We start from the raw sequence: 20,857 nt of genomic DNA, 5'->3' as shown, positions 1-20,857 counted from the left end.
GAAGCTATTTATTCCTGCGGCAACCCGCTTCGTTAATATACCGGGAGGGAAATATCCCTCCCGTCATCAGAGCCAGACGATAAAAATAAAGCACGCTGACTTATTCAACATATATTACATCCTGACCTCTGAATAGCAGTGATTTTTGTTCTACCTATATCCGGTTTATTTCCCGGAGGGCACCGGCATGTCTGGCGACAGGCAGAACAATATTACCCGTTTATTTTTTATTTCATTTTATAAGGTGGTTAATCATGAAACGTTCTTTATTTCGCATGCTCGCGCTGACGGCGGTTATGACCCCGTTGTTCTGCCAGGCCTCCGGTATTCTGCCGTCCTCCTCGGTGGTGGTGGTGGAAGAGGAAACCGGGGAGGCCACTATGACCGTGCGTAACACCGACAGCAAACCGCTGCTGCTGGTCACCACCCTCAAAGAGGTGGACGGGGACCGGGGCAATATTCTGCAGGTTTCCCCGCCGGCCGTCCGGGTGGAGGGCGGTAAAAACCAGACGGTGCGCTTCTTCCTGACCAACAAAACCCCGCTGAAAACCGAGCATCTCCGTCGCGTCATCTTTGAAGGCGTGTCACCGAAGAACAAGGGCCAGAACGTGGTGCAGGTGAACATCAGCCAGAACCTGCCGGTGGTCATCCGCCCGGCGGGGCTGGCCCGTGACAACGCCCCGTGGAAAAGACTGAGCTGGTCATTCCGCAACGGGGCGCTGACGGTCGTCAACAACAGCCCGTATGTGGTGCGGCTATCGCAGTCGGTGCAGTCCCTGCCGGACAACCGCAACTGGGAGATGGGACAGAGCTACATCCTGCCGTCACAGACGCTGACGCTGAAAGCGGACGGGAAAGGCCGTCCGACCGCCCCGGAGAAAGTGCGGCTGTCGCCGGCCACCACATGGGGATTCTCGGTAGATACGTTTGAGGCCCCGGTGATCCGCTAACGCGATGTGCAGACAGGACTGATGGAACATCACGACAAGGTAAAGGAGAAAGAATACATGCGAAGCCCCTCCTGCAGCAGATTTGCCTTATCGGGACTCTGGCTGGCGCTGGCCGCCTGCCTGCCGGCGCTGGCCGACACCACCGAGGTGGAGTTTGATACCGATACCCTGCAGGCCCGGGGGCTCGACCCGCGCCTTGCCGAAGAGTTCCGCCGGGGGGCACGCTTTCCGGCGGGGATGAACCGGATAAAACTGATGGTGAATGGTCAGGACCGGGGTAAAGCCAACGTGCGTTTCACCCCGGAAGGAGAGGCCTGTCTGACCGAAGCCCTGGCCCGGCAGGGACAGCTGACCTGGTCCGGCGGGGAAACTGAGGTGACCCCGGAGCGCTGTGTGACCGCCGGGAGCCTGTGGCCACAGGCAGACGTCCGGGCGCTGCCCGGTGACGGCACGCTGGAGCTGTTTGTTCCCGAAGGCGCCATCCTGAACGGTGAGGATTACCTCTCCTGGGAACACGGCGGACACGGTGTCCTGCTGAACTACAGCGCACAGTATATGAAAAGCCGTTCAACGCTCAGCGATTTGAGCTACCGGCAGGTCCAGACGGAAGCCGGATTCAATGGGGCTGACTGGATCGTGCGTAGCACCCAGAACTGGAGCGACTTCAGCGAGGGCAGCGAGTTTCGCCACCAGAATGCCTGGGTGCAGAAAACCCTCTACGACCATAAATCGGTGCTGCAAGCCGGGCGGATCAACCTGGCCGTCGGCGCGACCGGCGGAGGACGGGTGCTGGGGATGCAGGTGACCCCGGAAACGGCCCTGTACGGAAAAGCGGGGGCCGCCGTGGTGACCGGTATTGCAGATGACACCTCGGTGGTGGAGATCCGGCAACAGAATGTCCTGCTGCACCGTACCTCGGTGCCTCAGGGACCGTTTGCGCTGCGGGGATTCACGTTGCTTAACCTCACCAGTGACCTGGTGGTCACGGTGGTCAACAGTGATGGCAGCCGCCGTGAGTACAGCGTGCCGCCGGCAGTGTACCGGACCGGCGAAAGCACCGTCCGCCCCGGACTGAGCTGGGGGTTCGGTCGCTGGGATCAGGACGGCTACCGGGAACATCCCTGGGTGGGAGCGCTGTCGGCAGGCTGGCAGCTGATGCCGAGACTGGGGATACAGAGCGATGCCTTTGTGGCGAAAGCGTATCAAGCACTGAATCTCAGCACCGACACGCTGTTACCCGGCGGGCAGGGGATCGCCGCCGGCGTGACCGCCTCGCGGGCAAAAGAAAAAAACGGCCTGCTGGCCTCCGCATCCGTCTCGCAACCCCTCACCGGGGAGGTCAGCCTGAGCCTGAACGGTTCGTGGCAGTCGGATACCTACCGGGAGTTTACGGAAACGCTGTCGGAAAGCCAGGAGTCGGTCCGTAATCGTGCCCAGTTCGGGCCCGCCGTCAGCTGGTCGCACCCGTGGGTGGGCAGCACCTCGCTGTCATGGGTCAGAAGCCTGACGAGCGACGGCCGGCACAGCGATTATGCCCAGCTCGGCTGGACCCGGCGGATCGGCGGCGCGTACCTGAGCGTCACCGCCGGGCGGAGTACCGACAGCGTGAACGGCCGCCAGGAGGACAGGGTGTATGCCTCCCTGCAGATCCCGCTGGGGAAAAACGGCAGCCTGACCGGCTATGTGCATAACAGCAGTAACCAGACCCGTTACGGCAGCCGGTATACCTGGCGCCAGAGCCAGCGCATGAACGGGAGTGTGTCGGCCGAGCAGTCCCGTCCTGACGGCAAGCGGTCATTTTCCGGGACGGTGAATACGGTCACGCCGTGGACCCAGCTGAGCGGAAACGTGAGCACCAACTCTGACAAGACGCGCAGTGTGTCCCTGCAGAGCAGTGGTGGCGTCCTGCTGAGCGACGGCGACGTTCTCTTCTCGCCTTACCGTATTACGGAGACGTTCGGCACGGTGAGCGTGGACGGCATGTCAGGGGTCCGGGTGGAGACGCCGGCTGGCCCGGTATGGACCAACCGCAAAGGGAAGGCGGTGCTACCGTCACTGTCAGGCTGGCAGACCTCGACGGTCAGTCTGGATGCGACGTCACTGAATAAAGGTAGCGACGTGGTGAACGGTTATGAAGAGGTCCGGCTGGCCCGCGGTGCCGTCAGCCGGGTGGGCTTTGCGGTGGTCTCCACCCGGCGGGTGCTGATCAGGGTGACCGACACCCGGGGAGGACGGTTACCGCCCCGCGCCACGGTTTACAACGATCAGGGACAGTTTATGTCCGTGACCAGCGAGGACGGGACGGTGTTTATCAGCGATGCCCGTCCAGGCATGGTGCTGGAAATCGAAGCGCCGTCAGGCAGCTGCCGCCTGTCCTTATCAGGATTGCCCGCGCAGCGTCCTGAGAATACCGGTTTATATGAAGAACTCACCGCGGTCTGCCGGCCATAGCCGGCGGTGGCCGCGGGATCACACAGGAGGATCTAAAGATGGTCCGTACAAGTTTACTCAGCATGATGCTGATGGTGAGCGGCGCGGCACTGGCTGTGCCGCCGGTCCAGCCGCTGTTACCCCAGGAATGTCAGGTGACGGGATCGCAGAGCGATATCGATTTTGGGGAGCTGAATAAGGCCACCACGGTGACGAGAAATATCAGCATGGCGGTGAGCTGCCGCCATCCGGAACGGATGCGGCTGCGCCTCGACGGTGGGCTGCCGGGGCGCGGGTTTGTGCTGGATGAGGCCGGAAAGCTCAGCCTTACCCTGAGCAACGCCCGGCTGGATAATCGCGCGGTTTCGCTACGTCAGGATCTGGCGTCGCCGGGAACCGGGCTGCCGGTTCTGGCCGCTGTTTCCGGTATGCGTGTGGTTCCGGATGGCGGTCGGGAAAGCGGCCAGCTGTTGACGTTCGATGTGACCGTCACGCTGGACAGAGATGTCGGAATGGCAGCGCCGCGACAACGGGCTGAACCCCGGCTACCGCTGACGGTGACCTTAGATTGAAGCGAGCAAGGGAGATACATATGCATCTGTTTTTTCAGTGTTTAGTTTGGGCTGTGATGGTATGCATCGCAGGTGGCGGTGCTGCCCGAGCTGCGGACAGCTTCAGTATTTACGTGACGGGGAAAATTGTGCCGGCTGCCTGCCAGGCAGTATTCGCTGGCGGAGATACGTTTGACTATGGGAGTTTGCCGGCCAGTTCGTTATCCCTGACCGTTGAAACCTTACTACCGGTAAAAAGTACAGCATTCTCGGTACGCTGTTCTGCCCCTATGAAAATGGCCTTCCGGCTTACGGACAACCGTGCCGGTACACAAATACAGTGGGCGAGTACTTACATCAGCCTCGTTGGTGAAAGTTATATAAACGGCGGGCCTGTATGGCTTGGTCTGGGGACAGACAGTAAAGGACAACCGCTGGGAGCCTGGCTTGCCAGGCTTAGTGAAATGAAAGCGGATGGAAAATCGGTTGCGGCAATCACTAATGTGACGCCCAATCTGGAGGACGCCTGGGTATATGCAAATCCGGAAGATATGGTGTTTAAAAACTACCCTGGTCCCTACGCAACCTCTGTTGGCAATCCGGATCACAGTATTGGAAGTTCTCCTTTAGCATTCACTGTGCTAAACGGAACGCTAGAAGTACAGGCAGCAGTGGCTCCGTCATCCACACTCGACTTAGTGCATCCTGTCCAACTGGATGGGTCTGTCACTATTGAGATGGTCTATTTATGAAACGACCCGTGGGATTACCGATGGGAGGGACGGCAATGTAAAAAAATACTCTTCGAACCGGGAGGGTAACGAACACCTTGTCCCACTTCCCCGGTGTCCTATGCCGGGGCTTTTTCCCCTTTCTTACCTATTAGTAAGAGCAATTCACTATTCCGTACAGTTGAACGACTGAACATGACTTAAATCCTACAGGGAGACGTTATGACATTTATCACAGGGATCATCATCGGACTTTTTATCGGCGGCTGGGTAGGGGTACTGACAATGTGTTTGTGCCGGGTTTCTGCCCGCTCAAAAAACGTCACTGCCAATAACGACATTGGCGAATCGTTAAACCAGTCATGACATTATCCTGTATTTCCGTGGTCTTTCCTGACTACAGAAAAATAACAGAAATAATAAGGAAATCTGATGAACAATACCCTAATAACTCGGGCAATTGCCCTGATGGTTTTTACGCTACCCACGCTGTCTGCTATCGCGCAAAACGACTTGACTGGCTGTGAGGCCAAACGAGCGGAAATACAGAGCCAGATAGACTATGCACAACTGCACGGAAATACCTATCGTCTGGAAGGCCTGAAAAAGGCGCTCAAGGAAACATCGGCGCACTGTACAGACCGTTCTCTTCAGCGGGAGCGGGAAGCGGATATCCGGAAACAGGAACGGAAAGTGGCTGAGCGGGAGGACGCGCTTCAGGAAGCCCGTCGTGATGGACGGACAGACAAGGTGCGTAAGGCGACCCGTAAGCTGGAAGAAGCGCAGCAGGATCTAGCCGATGCCCGGGCGGAACTGCACCGTTAATCACAAGTTTCAGTTCATCGTGAGAACAGAATTTGTCTACGGTCGCGGGGGCAGTCCAGATTTTGCCCCCAGGAGAGCGCAACATACAAATCGCTTGCACTCATCAGTACCCAAAGACGCAGTCGTTGTTTGATATTAAATTGAATGAGGGAATGGGGTATCGTAATCTGCGGCGGTAGCGAACTAAATGAGCGATGGACCTGATTTAACATATGTTGAGTAAAATATTAGTTCATGGATGATATAGTCACTATTTCATTGTTTTGGTAATAAATTTTTAATATCGGTAACTATCAATTAATTACTAACTTCATGAACTAACGTTTGAACCTGTTTTACAGACATCAGTCTTCTCAAATCAGTGGCCCTGTAGAAATCAGGTCATCCCATATAACAATTGACAGTGTTTTTGCACAGACCTTAACTTCTTGAATCCAAAAGATTAGCCATAGTTGAGAAGTCGACTGAAGTGAGATAAGCTTGAAGGACTCTTTAGAGTGGACGTTTACGTCTAGTCGGGTGATTAGCCAGACTCTAACCAGAATGCCTATATTGAGCGATATAACCGGACAGTGCGCTATGACTGGTTGGGGCAGCACCTGTTTTCCTCACTGGACGAATTATAGGACTATGCCAAGCGCTGGCACTGGTTTTATAATCACGAGCGTCCGAATATGGCACTGAATCGTTTTACGCCAATGCAGCATATTCAACGCATGACCTGATTCTGTTTATCACCTCTGTTAAAATTGGGGGATTACCTAATCACATAACCCGGCCCACCACTTTTTAGGGTGTGTCTGATTTTTTCTTGAATAATTCATGAAGTTAGATGACATTTATATACACCAATACCTATCAGAACTGATTATTCTGAGGGCGGTAGCGTTGTCAAGGCTGGGTTTGCCTGAGGCGTATCTGTCCTATCTATTAGATTGATATCTAAGTAGGTCGAGAGGGGTGAAGCGAGCGCCAATGGCACGTTGGTACGTTTTGTTTAAGTGGCATTACCGACCTGGCCCCAGTATTAGATACGACCGTCAGTTAAGGATGTCCTCATGTGGCTTATGAATACATTACTAACATTGCGGTGTATTAATCAACGGGTAGCAGATCAGGTATGAACACTTCAGCCTGATAACATAATCAAGAAAGAGATTTTAATTTTGAAAAACTACTCAGAAATGAAAGGGTATAAAAAGTTAGAGTTTAGAGTTATTCCAACACTGGTTGATTCATTAGGTTCATTTTTTAGTGCAAGAATAAAATACGACCCTTCACCGATGAATTACTTAAAGGATAAATACGGTCTTGATGTTAGCCTGTTGCCAAATAGAGGTGTTTATATTATTGATGATGAAAAAACAGTTGTTTTGGGAAAATTCATACAAAACAAAACGGTTGAATATATTTTTTCGATAGAAATACTAGGTGTAAATTTATCATATGTACCTAGTTTTTTAAATTCACTGGAAGCTGTGATTGCTCGCAAATTAAGCAATAATACTTGCCTTCAGTTAGCTGAAGATTATTTTTTCTTTGGGGATCAATTACTGGAAAGAACTATTATACACTTCTTAGGTAAAGGATATTATAATCAGAGCGCGTTGCAAGTGTTGATGCAATCATTTCATAAAATATCCTCCTTTCAATATGAAGGGAATCCCTTCACAACAGGTTTACTTCTAACGAAATCATATGTCGATTTTATAAAGAATAAAAGTTTAAAAGAAAGAGGGGGATTTTTATCTGAACTTCATTCAAAGTTGGTAATTATAGGTAGTACTACAGTGAATAAGCGGCTTTGGTTTTTAGTAGATGGTGAGTCGACTTTTTTCCTTGCAACGATGCATCGCGGTAAAACGTTAATACAAAATTATTTCACTCTTGAGTCTAGCGATGTCAGAAACAACGGATTTGTGGATAATTACAACTTAGTCAAAACAATGAAGGGTAATGATATTCTTTTCAGAGTTACTGGTTGTGCTGAATTTTCAATTACAACCCCTAAAGGAATAGATTTTAATTATAAGGAAGGTAAATGGATTTTTCGTAATTTAGAATGGTACATATCCATGCTTTGCTCGTTATTGAAAGGTGAACGTACTGTGATGGAAAGCTTATTGAATTATCTTTTTTTATTATCCAAAAGAAGAACTAGTAGTATTATTTGGATACCGGAAAAAGAGAAAGAAATCACAAGTATCACAAATAACATTAATATTCTTACAAAGGATGAAATTACCATAACAAATGTAAATCACAAGGCAATTATAACAAGGATTTTTTCAAGTGATGGAACTATTATTTTATCAAAAAATGGCAGCCTAATTTCATTCTCCACGATGATTAGTCATGATAATAATATTGCGGGGCCACTTAGTGGAACAGGTGAAAAAGTTGCAGGATATTTATCAAAAAACGGAGTAGCCATTAAAGTATCACAGGATGGTAGCATAAAAATATTTCATCAAGGTAAAATCAAAACCACCTTATAACTCAATTATATTTAAATTTCTAAAGGTGAAATTTATAGTGTATTTTTGTGTGCAGTTGTTGAAAATTAGGCTGGAGTCGAAATGGTTAATTTTACGGAAAAAAATAATGAAGGGCAAAAATTTCGGATACTTTCTTTGGACGGCGGAGGAGCAAAAGGTTTCTATACTCTTGGCGTACTTAAAGAGATAGAGTCCTTGATAGAAACCCCATTACATCAAAAATTCGATTTAATCTTTGGCACTAGTACTGGAGCAATAATCGCATCATTAATTTCTTTGGGTTATAATATTGACTCAATTTTAGAGCTTTATCGAAAATATGTCCCCGCTATAATGTCAAAAAAGAGCGCTTATGAAAGATCTGTCGCTTTAGAGGCGTTAGCACACGAGGTTTTCGGTGATGCAATGTTTGAAGATGTAAAAACAGGCATAGGAATTGTGACTGCTAAGTGGTTAACTGAACGCCCTATGATTTTCAAAGGAAATATAATGCAGGCTCATGGACGGAGAAAATCTTTCATTCCGGGATTTGGTGTTAGTATCGCCGATGCAGTCAAAGCGTCTTGCTCCGCTTATCCATTTTTTGAACGTACTATCGTTCGGACCTTCTTAGGAGAGGAGATAGAACTTATTGATGGTGGATACTGCGCTAATAACCCTACTTTATATGCTATCGCAGACGCAATCAAAGCTTATAACATTGACCGGCATAATGTTCGTGTTGTCAATATTGGGGTCGGTAATTACCCAGAGCCTAAGCCTAGGTTACTCATGCATCTGGCTAAAAAGTACTTGGTTAGTGTACAATTATTGCAAAAAACATTAGAGATAAATACGCAGTCTATGGATCAACTTCGTCAAATAATGTTTGATGATGTTCCAACTATTCGGATCAGTGACTCATATGTTGCACCTGAAATGGCAACCGGCTTACTCGAGCATGATATCAAAAAACTTAATATTCTCTTTCAACGAGGAAGAGAGTCATTTTCTTCGCATGAGAGTGAACTCTTAAAATACGTGATGTAAACAAATTTTTAGTGAATTTAACCACCTAAATCGAGGTGATATGTTCACCCCAGAACAACACTGATACTGAACTAGGCGAACCTGTGTCACATGCATTGTCTGAATCGCCGCTGGTTTAACTCGATGTTCGTTTGCAAATTAATGATGATTTTTAATGACTAACTATATGCGGTTTGCCCGGTGGGCAGAGCTAAAAGGGAAAACTGACACTCCATAAACTGCTGGACGCATATGGCTGTGAATCACAAATAGCCGTAACGACCGTGCCGCTTGGGCGAAAGAGGGTAGCTGGAGTATGGAGGTTCTTAGAGCAAAACGACTGGTGCTGTCGACTTCGTGTTCCCCGCCTTAACCAAGCAGTGCTTTAAATTTTTGCTTCAGAAAACCTTACGAGACTAGTGTGCAGCATAACCTTAGCCGATGCCTCATCAGGGCGCTCGAAACCGCTTTAACAGGCCTTGATTTGCTTCAGAAAAGGTTGCGAGATAACCAATTAAATACATGGTCTTTTTGTTTGATAGCGCCTGAATGAGAGGCTGAAAATGCAATTATTATTCAGAATTATTGCTGGAGTGGCAACCGCCGTCGGCGCGGCTGTATCGGGTAAGCTCCTTTACAACAAGGGCAAGAAAAACGGCGTGGCTGAAGAGGCCCAACGGGCTAAAGCAGAGTATTCTCAGCAATTGTCTGAAACTTTAAAGGATTTATTCAGCATTGCCGCAAGAGAAGGCAAACGAGATACTTTTATCCTGATAGGTTTTGCGCTGGGGCTTCGTTGCCTTAAAAGCTTTGACCTGTACACGCCTGGCAACATTGATTTTCTGGATGAGTATGTATCAGGCTTGAGTGGCAGCGGTATGCTCGCACCGTTAGTTCGAGCAAAAATGAATGAATATATAGTTAGCCCGCCTAATCTGCCCACCATTTGGGCGATGATTGAAGATAATGAGCTTATGGCCAAATACTACACGGACAGGTTCAGCGCTGTCATAGATGCTATGTACGAGATGGATGAGACTAAAGGTAAAGCAGCTTCAGACTTTATCGCTGCCTGGCAAACCCTTGTTGCTGCCTGAGGACAAAAAAATGAGCGAAAGAAACGATCGCCTGGTTAGAAGTATTAAACGGCGTATGAGGGGTTCATTACCCAAGCTCCCCCCTCTGGCTTCAACGGACTCAATAGCAGTCCATTTATCTGGCGAGATCGATGCTGAACTTGTAGCAAGCAATAATCTGAGTAAGCAATACAGCCAAAAATTCAGCCTGGAAAATTTGAATAGGGCCATCAGTAACGACGAAGTGCTGTTGCGTCTGGAGTTTATTTCGAAAGGTAATGCTCTCGACACCGTGCTTGAGCCGGTGTTTATGAGTTTAATAGACGGCACCATGCGGGCCTGCAATATCGGTGTGCGCCAGGGCATAACCCCGTCCAGGCTGTACCAGGAATGTAAGTTCTTTGGATATGACTCTGACCCCAAAACTGATTTCATGCTTGACGGTTACACTGAGCAGCTTCTAGAACGGGAAAACATCACTGCTTACGGTAAAACCGCCAGTTATAACGAAGGGAAAATGACGCGAAACGGCGAAACTGTCGACCTCCGTAATGGTAAGAAAATGGATAAGCACAAAGAAGCTTACTTCGGTGATAGTTGGACTGGCGCTGACGAATACGGCGGTGATGACATTTACAAAACAAAAACGTTTGCCAAAAGTAAGGAGCAGGATGGTCAGGCCGCAGAAACTGACCATGCTATTTCTTGTTCAGAAATATTTGAACAGCTTAAAGGCAATAAAGCGCTTAATCCTGAGGACATCAAAAACATTGCAAATATTGATGAGAATTACGCCGTCACTTCTAGGACAAATAATCGTGGGAAAACAGTAGGTAAGTTTGCAAAAACAGTCAAAGAAATTGAGCAGGAAGTAAAGCAAGGATATGTTGAGGATAAAAATGGCAAAAAAACTCCTCTCACCCCGGAACAGATTGAGACTAGGAAGAATCAAATTGCCAAAATGAATGCCTCGCAAGAAGCGGTAAATAAAAAAACAAATGAAACAGTTGCGAAAAATATCAAATCTGACTGGGGAGTACAAAAGTTACTTTCGACAGACGCGGCTAAAGGTTCCGCTCACCAGTCGCTGGGTGATTTGATCATGTTTGCTATCAAGCCGCTCTATTACGAGCTACGCTCATGCTTTTCAGAGGGCATCGAGGCCGGGGTCGGGGCTAAAGATTTCAGCGAAGCTCTTAAGATCCGCATGGCCCGCATGAAAAAATACGTGTTGGAAAATGCGGTTACACTTATTAAAGATGTCGCTGTCGGTTTTATTAAGAACTTCATTTCACTGCTTGCCGAAGGCATCGTTAATTGTTTTGTTGGTGCATTCAAAAACATCATGAAACTGGCAAAAGAGGGTCTGAGAATATTAATTCAGTCAGTCTCCATTCTTGCCAGCAAAAAAAGCTCAATGGCTGAAAAAGGCGATGCCATACTGAAACTCGTGGCAGGCTCTTTATCAATATTCAGCGCAATAGGAATTGAAACATGGCTATGCAGCCTGGGGCTTCCTGGTCCGATATCAATCCTGCTGGCATCAGTCCTGACCGCCGTTATCACGTCCATTCTCATGCTTTCTCTGGATAAACTGGACTTGTTCGGCACAAATAAAAAACTAAAAGGGCAACGTATAGACGAATTGCTGACTAAGGAAATCGCTGCCACCCAGGCCGGGATTGACGCCCTGAAAGCTCAACTAAGTTAGTGGCATTCGTTGGTACCTTGTCATATAACAATCGTCACCTAATGTCGATTCGTGGTGCAGCACCTATTTTGGAGAAACTTTCATATATGACAAAGCTAGGTACCATCAATTTTGACGATCGTATTATTGACGCCCTTCGAGATGGTCAGATTGTTGTCTTCGCTGGTGCCGGTGTTTCAATGGGGCCGCCGTCGAATCTTTCCAGTTTTTGGAAATTGACCAGTGATATTGCTCAGGGTAGTGGATACGTTCCCAGCGAACCATTGGATCGGTTTCTAGGACAATTGCATCATCGTAATGTTGCAGTTCATGAACGTGCCGCACAACTCCTTTCACCTACAGGAAGTGCCCCTAACGCCCTACATTATGATTTGTTACGACTGTTCAGGACTGCGGACTGCGTCAGATTGGTTACTACTAACTTTGATCAACACTTTGTAACAGCAGCCAATGATTTGTTCGGTACGGTTCCTGATGTATATAGAGCGCCAGCTTTGCCCCGAGGCTACGATTTTTCAGGCATAGTCCACGTCCACGGCGCTTTGCCCCAGGCGCAGGATTTGGTGTTAACGGACGCGGATTTCGGTCGGGCCTATCTGACTGAGGGATGGGCACGGAGATTTCTTGTGGATGTTTTTCGCAAATACACGGTGTTATTTGTTGGCTATAGCCACAACGATGTCGTAATGAATTATCTGGCTCGAGCGTTACCGGTAGATAGCGTTGCGGGTCGATTTGCCTTGACGGATGAGGAGGGGAGCTGGGATTTGCTGGGTATTACTCCTGTTCGCTTCGAGAAACACTCCGGCATGGAGCCATTCAAGGAACTCTTTGAAGGGGTGCATCGACTCGCTGAGCGAAACCTCCGTGGAGCGCTCGACTGGCAGTCGCGTCTGGCTGAACTAGGCAACCGCCCGCCACCAACAGATGAAGAAGCAATCAGTGAAATCGAACAGGCACTACGTGAAGTGCACACGACCCGTTTTTTAATCAACGTTGTGCGAGATCCTGAATGGCTTCAGTGGCTGAATAGGCGTAAGCATCTTGATGCACTTTTTGGCAGTGTTAACCTCAACGAGCGCGATGGGTTACTTGTTCAGTGGCTTGCGCAGCATTTCTCGATAGAACACCCCGATATAGTTTTAGGTATTATTGCGGCGCATGGATTGCAGATGAATCCTGTTCTTTGGTGGTCTATCGGTCGTGAGCTCGGCGTCATGATAGAAAAGCCGCTGGAAGTTTCAGCGCTCAAACGCTGGATCTCAATTCTGCTTGCAAGCGCACCAAAAAATGCAGACCCCCATGTGTTAATGTGGTTGGCTGAACGCTGCGCGAGCCAGGGATGTATCGAACTGATTCTGGCAGTCTTCATGGTAATGAGCGAACATCGACTCAGCATCAAACCCGGTTTTGTGTGGCCCGATGATGAGAGTAATGAGCACAATCGTTTAGAGGCTGAGTGTCCTTTGCGAGCCGACCACTGGCTGCTAAACGATGTGTGGACTAAACATTTGAAGCCATTTTTGCCGCACCTGGGACAGCAACTATTGTCGAGTATTGCGCTGCGCCTTGAGATGATGCATGACGAATTGACTGTTTGGGGCAAAGCATCGCGTAAATGGGATGCACTCAGTTTTAGGCGTTCGGCTATCGAACCGCATGAGCAAGACAAATATCCTGATGCCGTCGACGTTTTGATTGACGCCGCGCGCGACGCTCTGGAGCAACTCGCAGTAGATTCCCCTACGTTACTCAGTGCTTGGATCGAGCGACTAGTGATCTCTGATGCTTCTCTATTGCGTCGGCTGGCTATACACGCGATAACAATGCACCCCGAGCTATCTCCTGAACAGCGCCTGAATTGGTTACTGGATCACATAGATCGTGATAGGGTTTCCGGGCATCATGAAGTCTATAGAGCTGTCGCGTTGAATTATCCAAGTGCTGCGGAGCTCACACGAAAGGCCTTTGTTGAAGCAATCCTTGCACATAGCCTGCCGGCTTCCGATGACTTATCTGCCGAGGAGCGTTCAGCACGCTTACATTTCGACTGGCTATCATGGTTGCACCAGGCGAAACCTGATTGTGTCCTGGTGTGCGAGGCCTTATCCCAGCTCGAAGAACAATATCCTGAATGGCGGTCACCGGAGCATCCAGACTTTACTCACTGGATGGGATCTGCGGAATGGGTAGGGTCGGAGAGCCCGTGGTCGGTCGAGCAACTCCTCGCTCGTGAACCTCGCGAACAACTCAATGAATTGTTGAGTTTCAGGGATGGTGGCTTCAATAGCCCAAGCCGAGAGGGCTTGTTGACCAATACCCGCGAGGCATGCAAGCAGAACGCGAGTTGGGCTTTTATGCTTGGACAGACCCTAACTGAACAGGCACTGTGGTCATCAGATCTTTGGCCAGTGCTACTTCGAGGATTGTGGGAAAGTGAATTATCCAAAGAAAGTTGGCAGGACTTACTAAATTTAGTATCAAAGTCGATACTACAGTCGGAGCATTCCTACGATATTGCGGACCTCCTTTACTCTTTGGTAAGGGACGGAGGTAAACCATTCGCGCTTGATTTGCTGGAGCAAGCTTGCATCATCTCACTGTCCGTCTGGCAGGCTATAGATGCTGATGTAGCGGAAGAAGGCGTAGATATTGAAGATTGGCTATCCAGGGCCATCAATCATCCAGCTGGCCTTATTGTAGAATTCTGGATCAACGGCCTGTCGTTGTTTGTACATGGTAAGGTGGGTGCTGAACGTATTATGCCTGAGCGTTACCGCCAGTGGTTTACAATGGTGGTGCAAGACGTTACCACAAAAGGAGGGATGGGGTGTTGTTTGCTGGCCAGTCAAACAGCATTCCTTTTCGGTTTAGATGAAGCATGGACCCGCCACCACATTATCCCATTGTTCAGTGACCTTAAGCGGCACACATTTGCGCAGGCGTGGGAGGGTTTTCTCATGTGGGGGCGTTTATATCCAGCCCTTGTTGATGCTATGTTGTCAGCTTTCGTTGCTGCGATGTCAAGACTTGATGCCGACTTAAACAGCCATCGCCAGCGATTTATCGAGTTCTATACCGCGCTCGCCGCATTCTATGTATCAGATCCAACGCATCAACTGTTACCTACGCTTTTTCAACATGGATCTTTGGAAGATCGATTAACGTTCGCATCACATCTCAGAAAAATCCTGAGTCAAATGCAACAGCCAGCCAAAAAACAACTTTGGGATGTTTGGCTACATCGCTACTGGCAAAATCGATTACAAGGAGTGTTTGCTGTCCTGGACGAAACAGAGATTGGCAAGATGCTGGAGTGGTTACCACACCTTGGCGACGAATTTCCGGAGGCCGTGGCTTTGGCTATTCGCAGCCCCAAAATCCGAATAGGGCACAGTCATGTTTTTTATGACTTGTGCAACAGTGAGCTGGTAACACGATTCCCAACTGAAACAGCGGAGCTGCTGGTTTATCTTTCAAGCTGTACTTTTGGTTATAATGCGAATGACCTGATAAAAATCGAGATGCGTTTACCCCTTATACCTGCACATGTTCGTAGTAGCCTCGATGAGGCATTTGCCCACGCAGGTCTGATAAGGGGGGAATAGCTACAGTCGATTTTATGCAGCTGACCGGAGGACAAAGTCTTTAAACTGATCTCGTCGGGTCATGGGATACGGGGACGTAACATACAGGCGCATTGACCGCTGAGGATGATTTTACATTTTGTGTCGTGTGTCCCTGCGCGGGATCGGTGATGTGCGTTACGATAAAAGGTTCATAAAACTCAGGGACAAGGAGAATACGTTGGCAACACTCAGTATCAGGGGAGTTAGAAGCTACGCGCCCGACAGGGATATCTGTTTTGACCTCAGCAACAAAGTGACGCTTATCTATGGCCAGAATGGATCCGGTAAATCCACGGTGTCGGGCTATTTTTATGAGCCTCAGGCCGATAAATACCGGCACTGTTCGTTTGACAGCCGTCATGTCAGGCACTTTCAGGTTTTTAATCAGGAATACATCGACAGCAAGTTCGCCCGTGCTGACTGTCAGCCAGGGATATTCACACTTAGCGAGGCAAATGAAGAAAGCCAGGAAAAAATAAACAGTAATGATAAAGAAAGTGCGCGACTGGGTGCCCGCATCGATAAACTGAATGCAGAGATTGCAGAAAAAAATGGCCTGAAAGAGAAGGTTATCGACCGTTGTGCCAAAGACATGTTTAACAGGACAGTCAATGACAGGAAAAGTCTCAGCGATTTTCTTGATGGCGCCAGGATAAAAAAATCGTTCTACGAACGTATGGTGGCCACCGCACCCCCGGGTGTGCATACCACCACCGAAACCCTGGTGGACAGGTGGAAGCTGTTAAGTCAGAGCGAAGGCACGCTGGTCCCTGAAGTGCATATCCCCCCTACAGCCACGGTAACGGAAGATGTCATAACGTTGATGCAGGAACCTGTTATGCCAGCAAACAGTACCCAGTTCTCTGCACTCATTCAGAAAATCGGCAATGCTGACTGGGTACGCCAGGGGCAGCACTACATACACGACGAGTTGTGTCCGTTTTGCCAGCAGTCGTTTGATGTCCCGCGTTTTAAGACTGAACTCAGTAAAATGTTTGATGAAACATATCAGACATCGCTGGATACCCTGCGTCAGGTAGCTGAACGGCTCGCAGAGGACTGTGACAACCTGGCCGGATTTGAGCGCCGTGTCGCGACCCATGCTTTCGTTGATGAGGGAAGCCATATCCTTTCGCTGGTCAGGACCGTAAATAAAGGCCTTCAGATCCTCCTGCAGCAGTTCCTCAATAAAATAAAAGAACCCTCACTGGTGATCACGCCTGAAAACATACAGGAACCCCTGACGCTTCTTCAGAATGAAGTCACCGCTTTCAACACCCGCGTGCGTGAAAACAACCGGCTGGCAGAGAACTATACCCAGGAAAAGAAAACGCTGAATGCGGATGTCATGGCGCACCTGAGAAGCATTTGTGATGAGTTCTTTCAGGAACGTGACAGGCAACTTGGCGAGCTCAAGAGCGCAACTGAAACCAGACTGCGCGAAGTGGAGTCGATGGCCGCCCGTAAGAAAACTCTGGATGATGAAACAAGCGCGCTGACCGGACAGCTCTCCGACATCCAGCCAACCATCAACATTATCAATGCTAACCTGAGACTGCTGGGGATCACCGGGTTTGAAATCATCTGCCATGATGATGAACTGAAGCTCTACCGGCTGCGCCGGGCCAACGAACCTGATAAGGCGGAAGTCTTCAAATCCCTCAGTGAGGGTGAGAAAACCATCGTTTCTTTCCTCTACTTCATTGAATCATGTTCGGGCAGTCTCACTCCCGAAACCATTCATCCTGATAATAAACTCATTGTCATTGACGATCCTATTTCCAGCCTGTCGCATAATTATATCTATGAGGTCGCAGCGCTCATTAAGCGCAAAATCATTAAGGCAGGGGCTGCAAGACACGTCGTTATACTCACTCACAACATGTTTTTCTTCCAGGAAATACTGTTAAACAGCGGTCGTCTACAGGATAACAGAGAAGCGCCGGTAAACTGGTCCCTGCTCAGGATTGTTAAATCGGATTACAGTGCCTGCGAAAAGCTTTCGATGCACGAAATGCTCAATGAATATCAGGCGTTATGGCAGACCCTGAAGGATGTGAGGGATGAGAAAACCCAGCCGGTGGTGCTGTTTAACACCATGAGAAACATTCTTGAGTATTATTTCAGCTTCGCCTGCAAAACCGAAAAGCTGAAAGACGCTCTGGAGTCTCTGGCAGGTGAATACAGTGATGCCGGGGAATATGATTCATTCTACCGTGCAATCAACCGGCACTCTCATTCTGATGGAAGAAATATCTTTTCGACCGGCGTCATCGATAAGGACCGCTATCTGAAAATGTTCAGGAGGGTGTTTATTCAGACGGATGATGATGAGCACTATCTTGCAATGATGGGGGAGTCTGAAGGACTGCCAGAGGCGGGCGTTTAAACAGGAGGCATCGTCACCTGCGGGTACCGTTCATTTAACGCGTCGGGAGCGAGCGCATGTGATTACGCACATGCTCTACGCGCCCGAAACGAAAACGAGTATACCGTACAACGGGTACTATTTTCGGTTTCATGGCGGGTCATCCTGTTACAGTCCGGCTACTGCCGGAAGTCCCTGTAACCATTTACAGGCGGTAAAAAGCGCAGGGGGAATACCCGAGGTGACGATACCCAATTATAGGCACTTCACCGGCTGGAGGTAAACCATTTCCTTAATAAAAACAGGGGGAATGCGCGATTCTGACGGTCCGGCGGTCGCAGCCAGTCTTCATGCCCGTTTCGGGATGGCTAGGGGAGTAAGACACCCGGCAAGCCCTGAGATTTGCCGGAAACAGAATATTTCCGGAGTGATGAGGACCAGCAGGGCAGAAATCAGGGCTGCTGTCAGGCTACAGGAGGGTGTAGCAGGTGCCAATCCGGGTCGAGTCCCGCAGCCACATCACGGGTACTCACTGACCAGCTGGTCATACACGCATTCCGGAGTATGGAAGTAATTCCCGTCCGTCCTGCATAAATTGCACATAATCCCTCCTTTACTGAAAAATCCTACCCACAGTTAGTTAAAAAGCACAGTAGCCCTATGGAGTCTTATCCTCATAAACAGTATGTGTATGAACAAAGTAACCAACAAACATAACGTCCTGCAAGAAGAAGATGGAGGGACAGGTAAGTGTATGATTGATCGTGGTCTGCGGGTGGTTATGAACTAAATGGACGACGGACTAAATTTAACTTATGTTAAGCACAATCCTAGTTCACGGATGATAGTGCTGGTAATTATTGTTTTTTCACCGTTTTTATCATTAAAAACCGTTTTACTAGAAATATACTTCATGAACTAGCATCAAATAGCCGCTTTTAGGGCTATTTTGATTTTTGTACCTGTTCCATCCTCTTTAGCAGGAGGTGAGGGTGTTTGTCACAGTCAGCAGAGGCATATCTGACAAACATTATTCAAACCCTGTCTTCAACTGCTGGCAAACAGTAGTATTTTTTGCTAGGGTTTTTACAGGAGATGGCATTCTCCTCTAACCGCCTTCCGGCTGATGATGCCTACACATTCTGACTGTTCACACCGTTGCGGGTGAGAAGTTGCATTGTGTAGGAGCCAATATGCCGCTTACTTTTTCTGGCCCCTTTCATTGCCTGTCAGTTCTGCAAACCACCGGTTACCATCGGGAGTTTATATGACTGAAATCTGGTTCCAGGCTGCACTGTGGCTGGGTCTTGCATTAATCGCTACTATCCTGTCCATATACCTGCGTATCGCGACAGCGCTCTCCGAAATTGTGGTGGGCACCATTGCGCAGCTCATTATTGGTGCCCTGTTAGGTGCCAGCATACTGGCTGGAGATGCCAGTTGGGTGCAGTTTTTATCCGGTGCAGGCGCAATACTGCTGACTTTTCTTGCCGGAGCGGAGCTCGACCCGGGCGTCTTCAGAAAACAATGGAAACAGGCGCTGATTATCGGTCTGATAAGCTTTTTCCTGCCGTTTTTCCTCTGTGCGGCGCTGGCCAGATGGTGTCTGGGCTGGATGCCCGAAGCGAGCTGGCTTGCCGGGATCGCCATGTCTACGACATCAGTCGCAGTTGTGTATGCCGTGATGCTGGAGCTTGGGATCAATACCTCTGGATACGGGAAAACGGTTCTTGCCGCCTGCTTTGTCACCGATCTGGCGACCGTTATTGCTCTGGGGCTAATTTTCGCCCCCTTTACTCTCAGAACCGTCGCATTTACCGGCACCATGGTGGTTGCGGCTTTTCTCCTTCCCTGGCTTACCCCCCGTTTCTTCAAACGATTTGGAGATCGGCCTTCCGAACTGGAGGCCAAGTTTTTAATGTTATGTCTGTTTGCCCTCGGTGGCTTGGCCACCTGGGCAGACAGTGAAGCGGTACTGCCGGCGTATCTTATCGGGATGGTGCTGGCGGGAACTGTCGGTAAGGACCATGTGCTGATACGTCGCCTCAGGACGATGACGTTCGGCCTGCTGACTCCGTTCTATTTTATCCGGGCGGGCTCGCTGGTTTCTCTTCCGGCACTGGCCGGCGCACCTGGCGCTTTTTTGATCCTGCTGCTGGTAAAAATGCTCACCAAACTTGCCGGGGTTTATCCGGTGTGCCGCTGGTATGGTTCTCCCCATCAGGAAAGTATGTACACCACATTGTTGATGTCCACCGGGCTGACCTTCGGCACGATTTCGGCACTGTTTGGCCTGTCGCATCACCTGATAAATGAGGCGCAGTACTCATCGCTGGTCGCTGCGGTGATCGGCAGCGCCGTGCTTCCGACGCTGATCGCGAATGCATTTTTCTTACCACGCCACTTACTGCCGGAAAATGACAATACCCGGCGAGTGACGAATGAAGGGGTGAATAAAGGGGAATAATGTTCGCAACTGTCGATGTTCAGTGTCCGTTACGTTGAAGAGGAAATAATCATGATGAACCGAATACTGGTTGCCTATGATGGCTCTGATCCCGCAAAAGAGGCGATGAGTTTTGCGTCAGAACTTGCCCGTCATTATAACAGTGAATTGTACGTTATTGCCGTATGCCAGCTGCCGGAGTTTGGTGGGGAGGTGGAGATGCAGGATTTTGTCAGCCGGACACAATCCTACTTTAACCAGATGATGCGGAATCTGAAAAAACAGTATCCTGAGCTGAAAAAAGAGACCAAATTTCATGTGGCAATGGGCCATCCTGCCGAACAAATACTTCGTTATGCTGATACACACAGTATCGATCATATCGTGGTCGGCCACCGTGGCAAAACGTTGTTTTCTCGCTGGCTGCTGGGATCCGTTGCCCGCCAGGTCGTTGACCACGCCCTGTGTCCGGTCACTGTGGTCAGAAAATAATGTTCTGACGAAATTAATTACTTTTTATGTTTTTTTCGCGCCACACGCTGTTGTGACCATAATGCGAAAGCGAATACACATATAAGGGCCAGAATCATGATAACGAATACGATTAAGACATAATCCATGATGACCTCCATTC

14 protein-coding genes, 1 pseudogene and 1 riboswitch are annotated in these 20,857 nt (G+C 49.1%); all 15 genes and pseudogenes read left to right on the top strand.

Annotated features, from left to right (window positions below):
• The first annotated feature begins 254 nt into the window (after positions 1 to 254).
• The 15 genes and pseudogenes from PGR10_RS03525 to PGR10_RS03455 all read left to right on the top strand — a co-directional run bounded on the left by PGR10_RS03525 (position 255) and on the right by PGR10_RS03455 (position 20,715).
• Positions 255 to 950, top strand: coding sequence for a fimbria/pilus chaperone family protein (locus PGR10_RS03525; protein ID WP_430922948.1), 696 nt, complete (start codon positions 255 to 257; stop codon positions 948 to 950).
• A 21-nt stretch (positions 951 to 971) separates the two neighbouring features.
• Positions 972 to 3,401 (top strand): fimbria/pilus outer membrane usher protein, encoded by a 2,430-nt coding sequence (locus PGR10_RS03520; RefSeq protein ID WP_430922947.1) that lies wholly within the window; start codon positions 972 to 974, stop codon positions 3,399 to 3,401.
• A 38-nt stretch (positions 3,402 to 3,439) separates the two neighbouring features.
• The gene (locus tag PGR10_RS03515) at positions 3,440 to 3,952 is read left to right on the top strand and encodes a hypothetical protein (protein WP_430922946.1); all 513 of its coding nucleotides are present in this window, start codon (positions 3,440 to 3,442) and stop codon (positions 3,950 to 3,952) included.
• 20 nt (positions 3,953 to 3,972) lie between these two features.
• On the top strand, positions 3,973 to 4,683 hold the full coding sequence (locus PGR10_RS03510) for a DUF1120 domain-containing protein (protein WP_430922945.1): 711 nt from the start codon (positions 3,973 to 3,975) through the stop codon (positions 4,681 to 4,683).
• Positions 4,684 to 4,884: 201 nt separating this feature from the next.
• Complete coding sequence (locus tag PGR10_RS03505; protein WP_430922944.1) at positions 4,885 to 5,028, top strand: DUF3789 domain-containing protein; 144 nt, start codon at positions 4,885 to 4,887, stop codon at positions 5,026 to 5,028.
• Between the two features lie 66 nt (positions 5,029 to 5,094).
• Positions 5,095 to 5,487, top strand: coding sequence for a DUF1090 domain-containing protein (locus tag PGR10_RS03500; RefSeq protein ID WP_430922943.1), 393 nt, complete (start codon positions 5,095 to 5,097; stop codon positions 5,485 to 5,487).
• 539 nt (positions 5,488 to 6,026) lie between these two features.
• Positions 6,027 to 6,212 (top strand): annotated as a pseudogene (locus PGR10_RS03495) (integrase core domain-containing protein); the annotation flags it as partial.
• A 441-nt stretch (positions 6,213 to 6,653) separates the two neighbouring features.
• On the top strand, positions 6,654 to 7,985 hold the full coding sequence (locus PGR10_RS03490; RefSeq protein ID WP_430922942.1) for a hypothetical protein: 1,332 nt from the start codon (positions 6,654 to 6,656) through the stop codon (positions 7,983 to 7,985).
• Positions 7,986 to 8,066: 81 nt separating this feature from the next.
• Positions 8,067 to 9,014, top strand: coding sequence for a patatin-like phospholipase family protein (locus PGR10_RS03485; RefSeq protein WP_430922940.1), 948 nt, complete (start codon positions 8,067 to 8,069; stop codon positions 9,012 to 9,014).
• A gap of 542 nt (positions 9,015 to 9,556) precedes the next feature.
• Positions 9,557 to 10,090, top strand: coding sequence for a hypothetical protein (locus PGR10_RS03480; RefSeq protein ID WP_038980719.1), 534 nt, complete (start codon positions 9,557 to 9,559; stop codon positions 10,088 to 10,090).
• A gap of 10 nt (positions 10,091 to 10,100) precedes the next feature.
• Complete coding sequence (locus tag PGR10_RS03475; RefSeq protein WP_430922939.1) at positions 10,101 to 11,780, top strand: hypothetical protein; 1,680 nt, start codon at positions 10,101 to 10,103, stop codon at positions 11,778 to 11,780.
• An 86-nt stretch (positions 11,781 to 11,866) separates the two neighbouring features.
• Positions 11,867 to 15,388, top strand: a complete 3,522-nt coding sequence (locus PGR10_RS03470) for a DUF4020 domain-containing protein (RefSeq protein ID WP_430922938.1) — start codon at positions 11,867 to 11,869, stop codon at positions 15,386 to 15,388.
• 199 nt (positions 15,389 to 15,587) lie between these two features.
• Positions 15,588 to 17,798: an AAA family ATPase gene (locus PGR10_RS03465; protein WP_430922937.1), complete on the top strand. Its 2,211-nt coding sequence runs from the start codon at positions 15,588 to 15,590 to the stop codon at positions 17,796 to 17,798.
• A 1,061-nt stretch (positions 17,799 to 18,859) separates the two neighbouring features.
• Positions 18,860 to 18,920, top strand: a riboswitch (Fluoride riboswitch).
• A 124-nt stretch (positions 18,921 to 19,044) separates the two neighbouring features.
• A complete protein-coding gene (locus PGR10_RS03460; RefSeq protein WP_033128511.1) occupies positions 19,045 to 20,244 on the top strand; it encodes a cation:proton antiporter in 1,200 nt (399 codons plus the stop codon).
• A 51-nt stretch (positions 20,245 to 20,295) separates the two neighbouring features.
• Positions 20,296 to 20,715, top strand: coding sequence for a universal stress protein (locus PGR10_RS03455; protein WP_052747016.1), 420 nt, complete (start codon positions 20,296 to 20,298; stop codon positions 20,713 to 20,715).
• Positions 20,716 to 20,857 lie beyond the last annotated feature (142 nt).

Source organism: Klebsiella sp. 141198 (assembly GCF_050600785.1).
Lineage (GTDB): Bacteria > Pseudomonadota > Gammaproteobacteria > Enterobacterales > Enterobacteriaceae > Klebsiella > Klebsiella aerogenes.
Note: the sequence above shows the minus strand (reverse complement) of the source record. Positions and strands in the feature narration are given on the sequence as shown.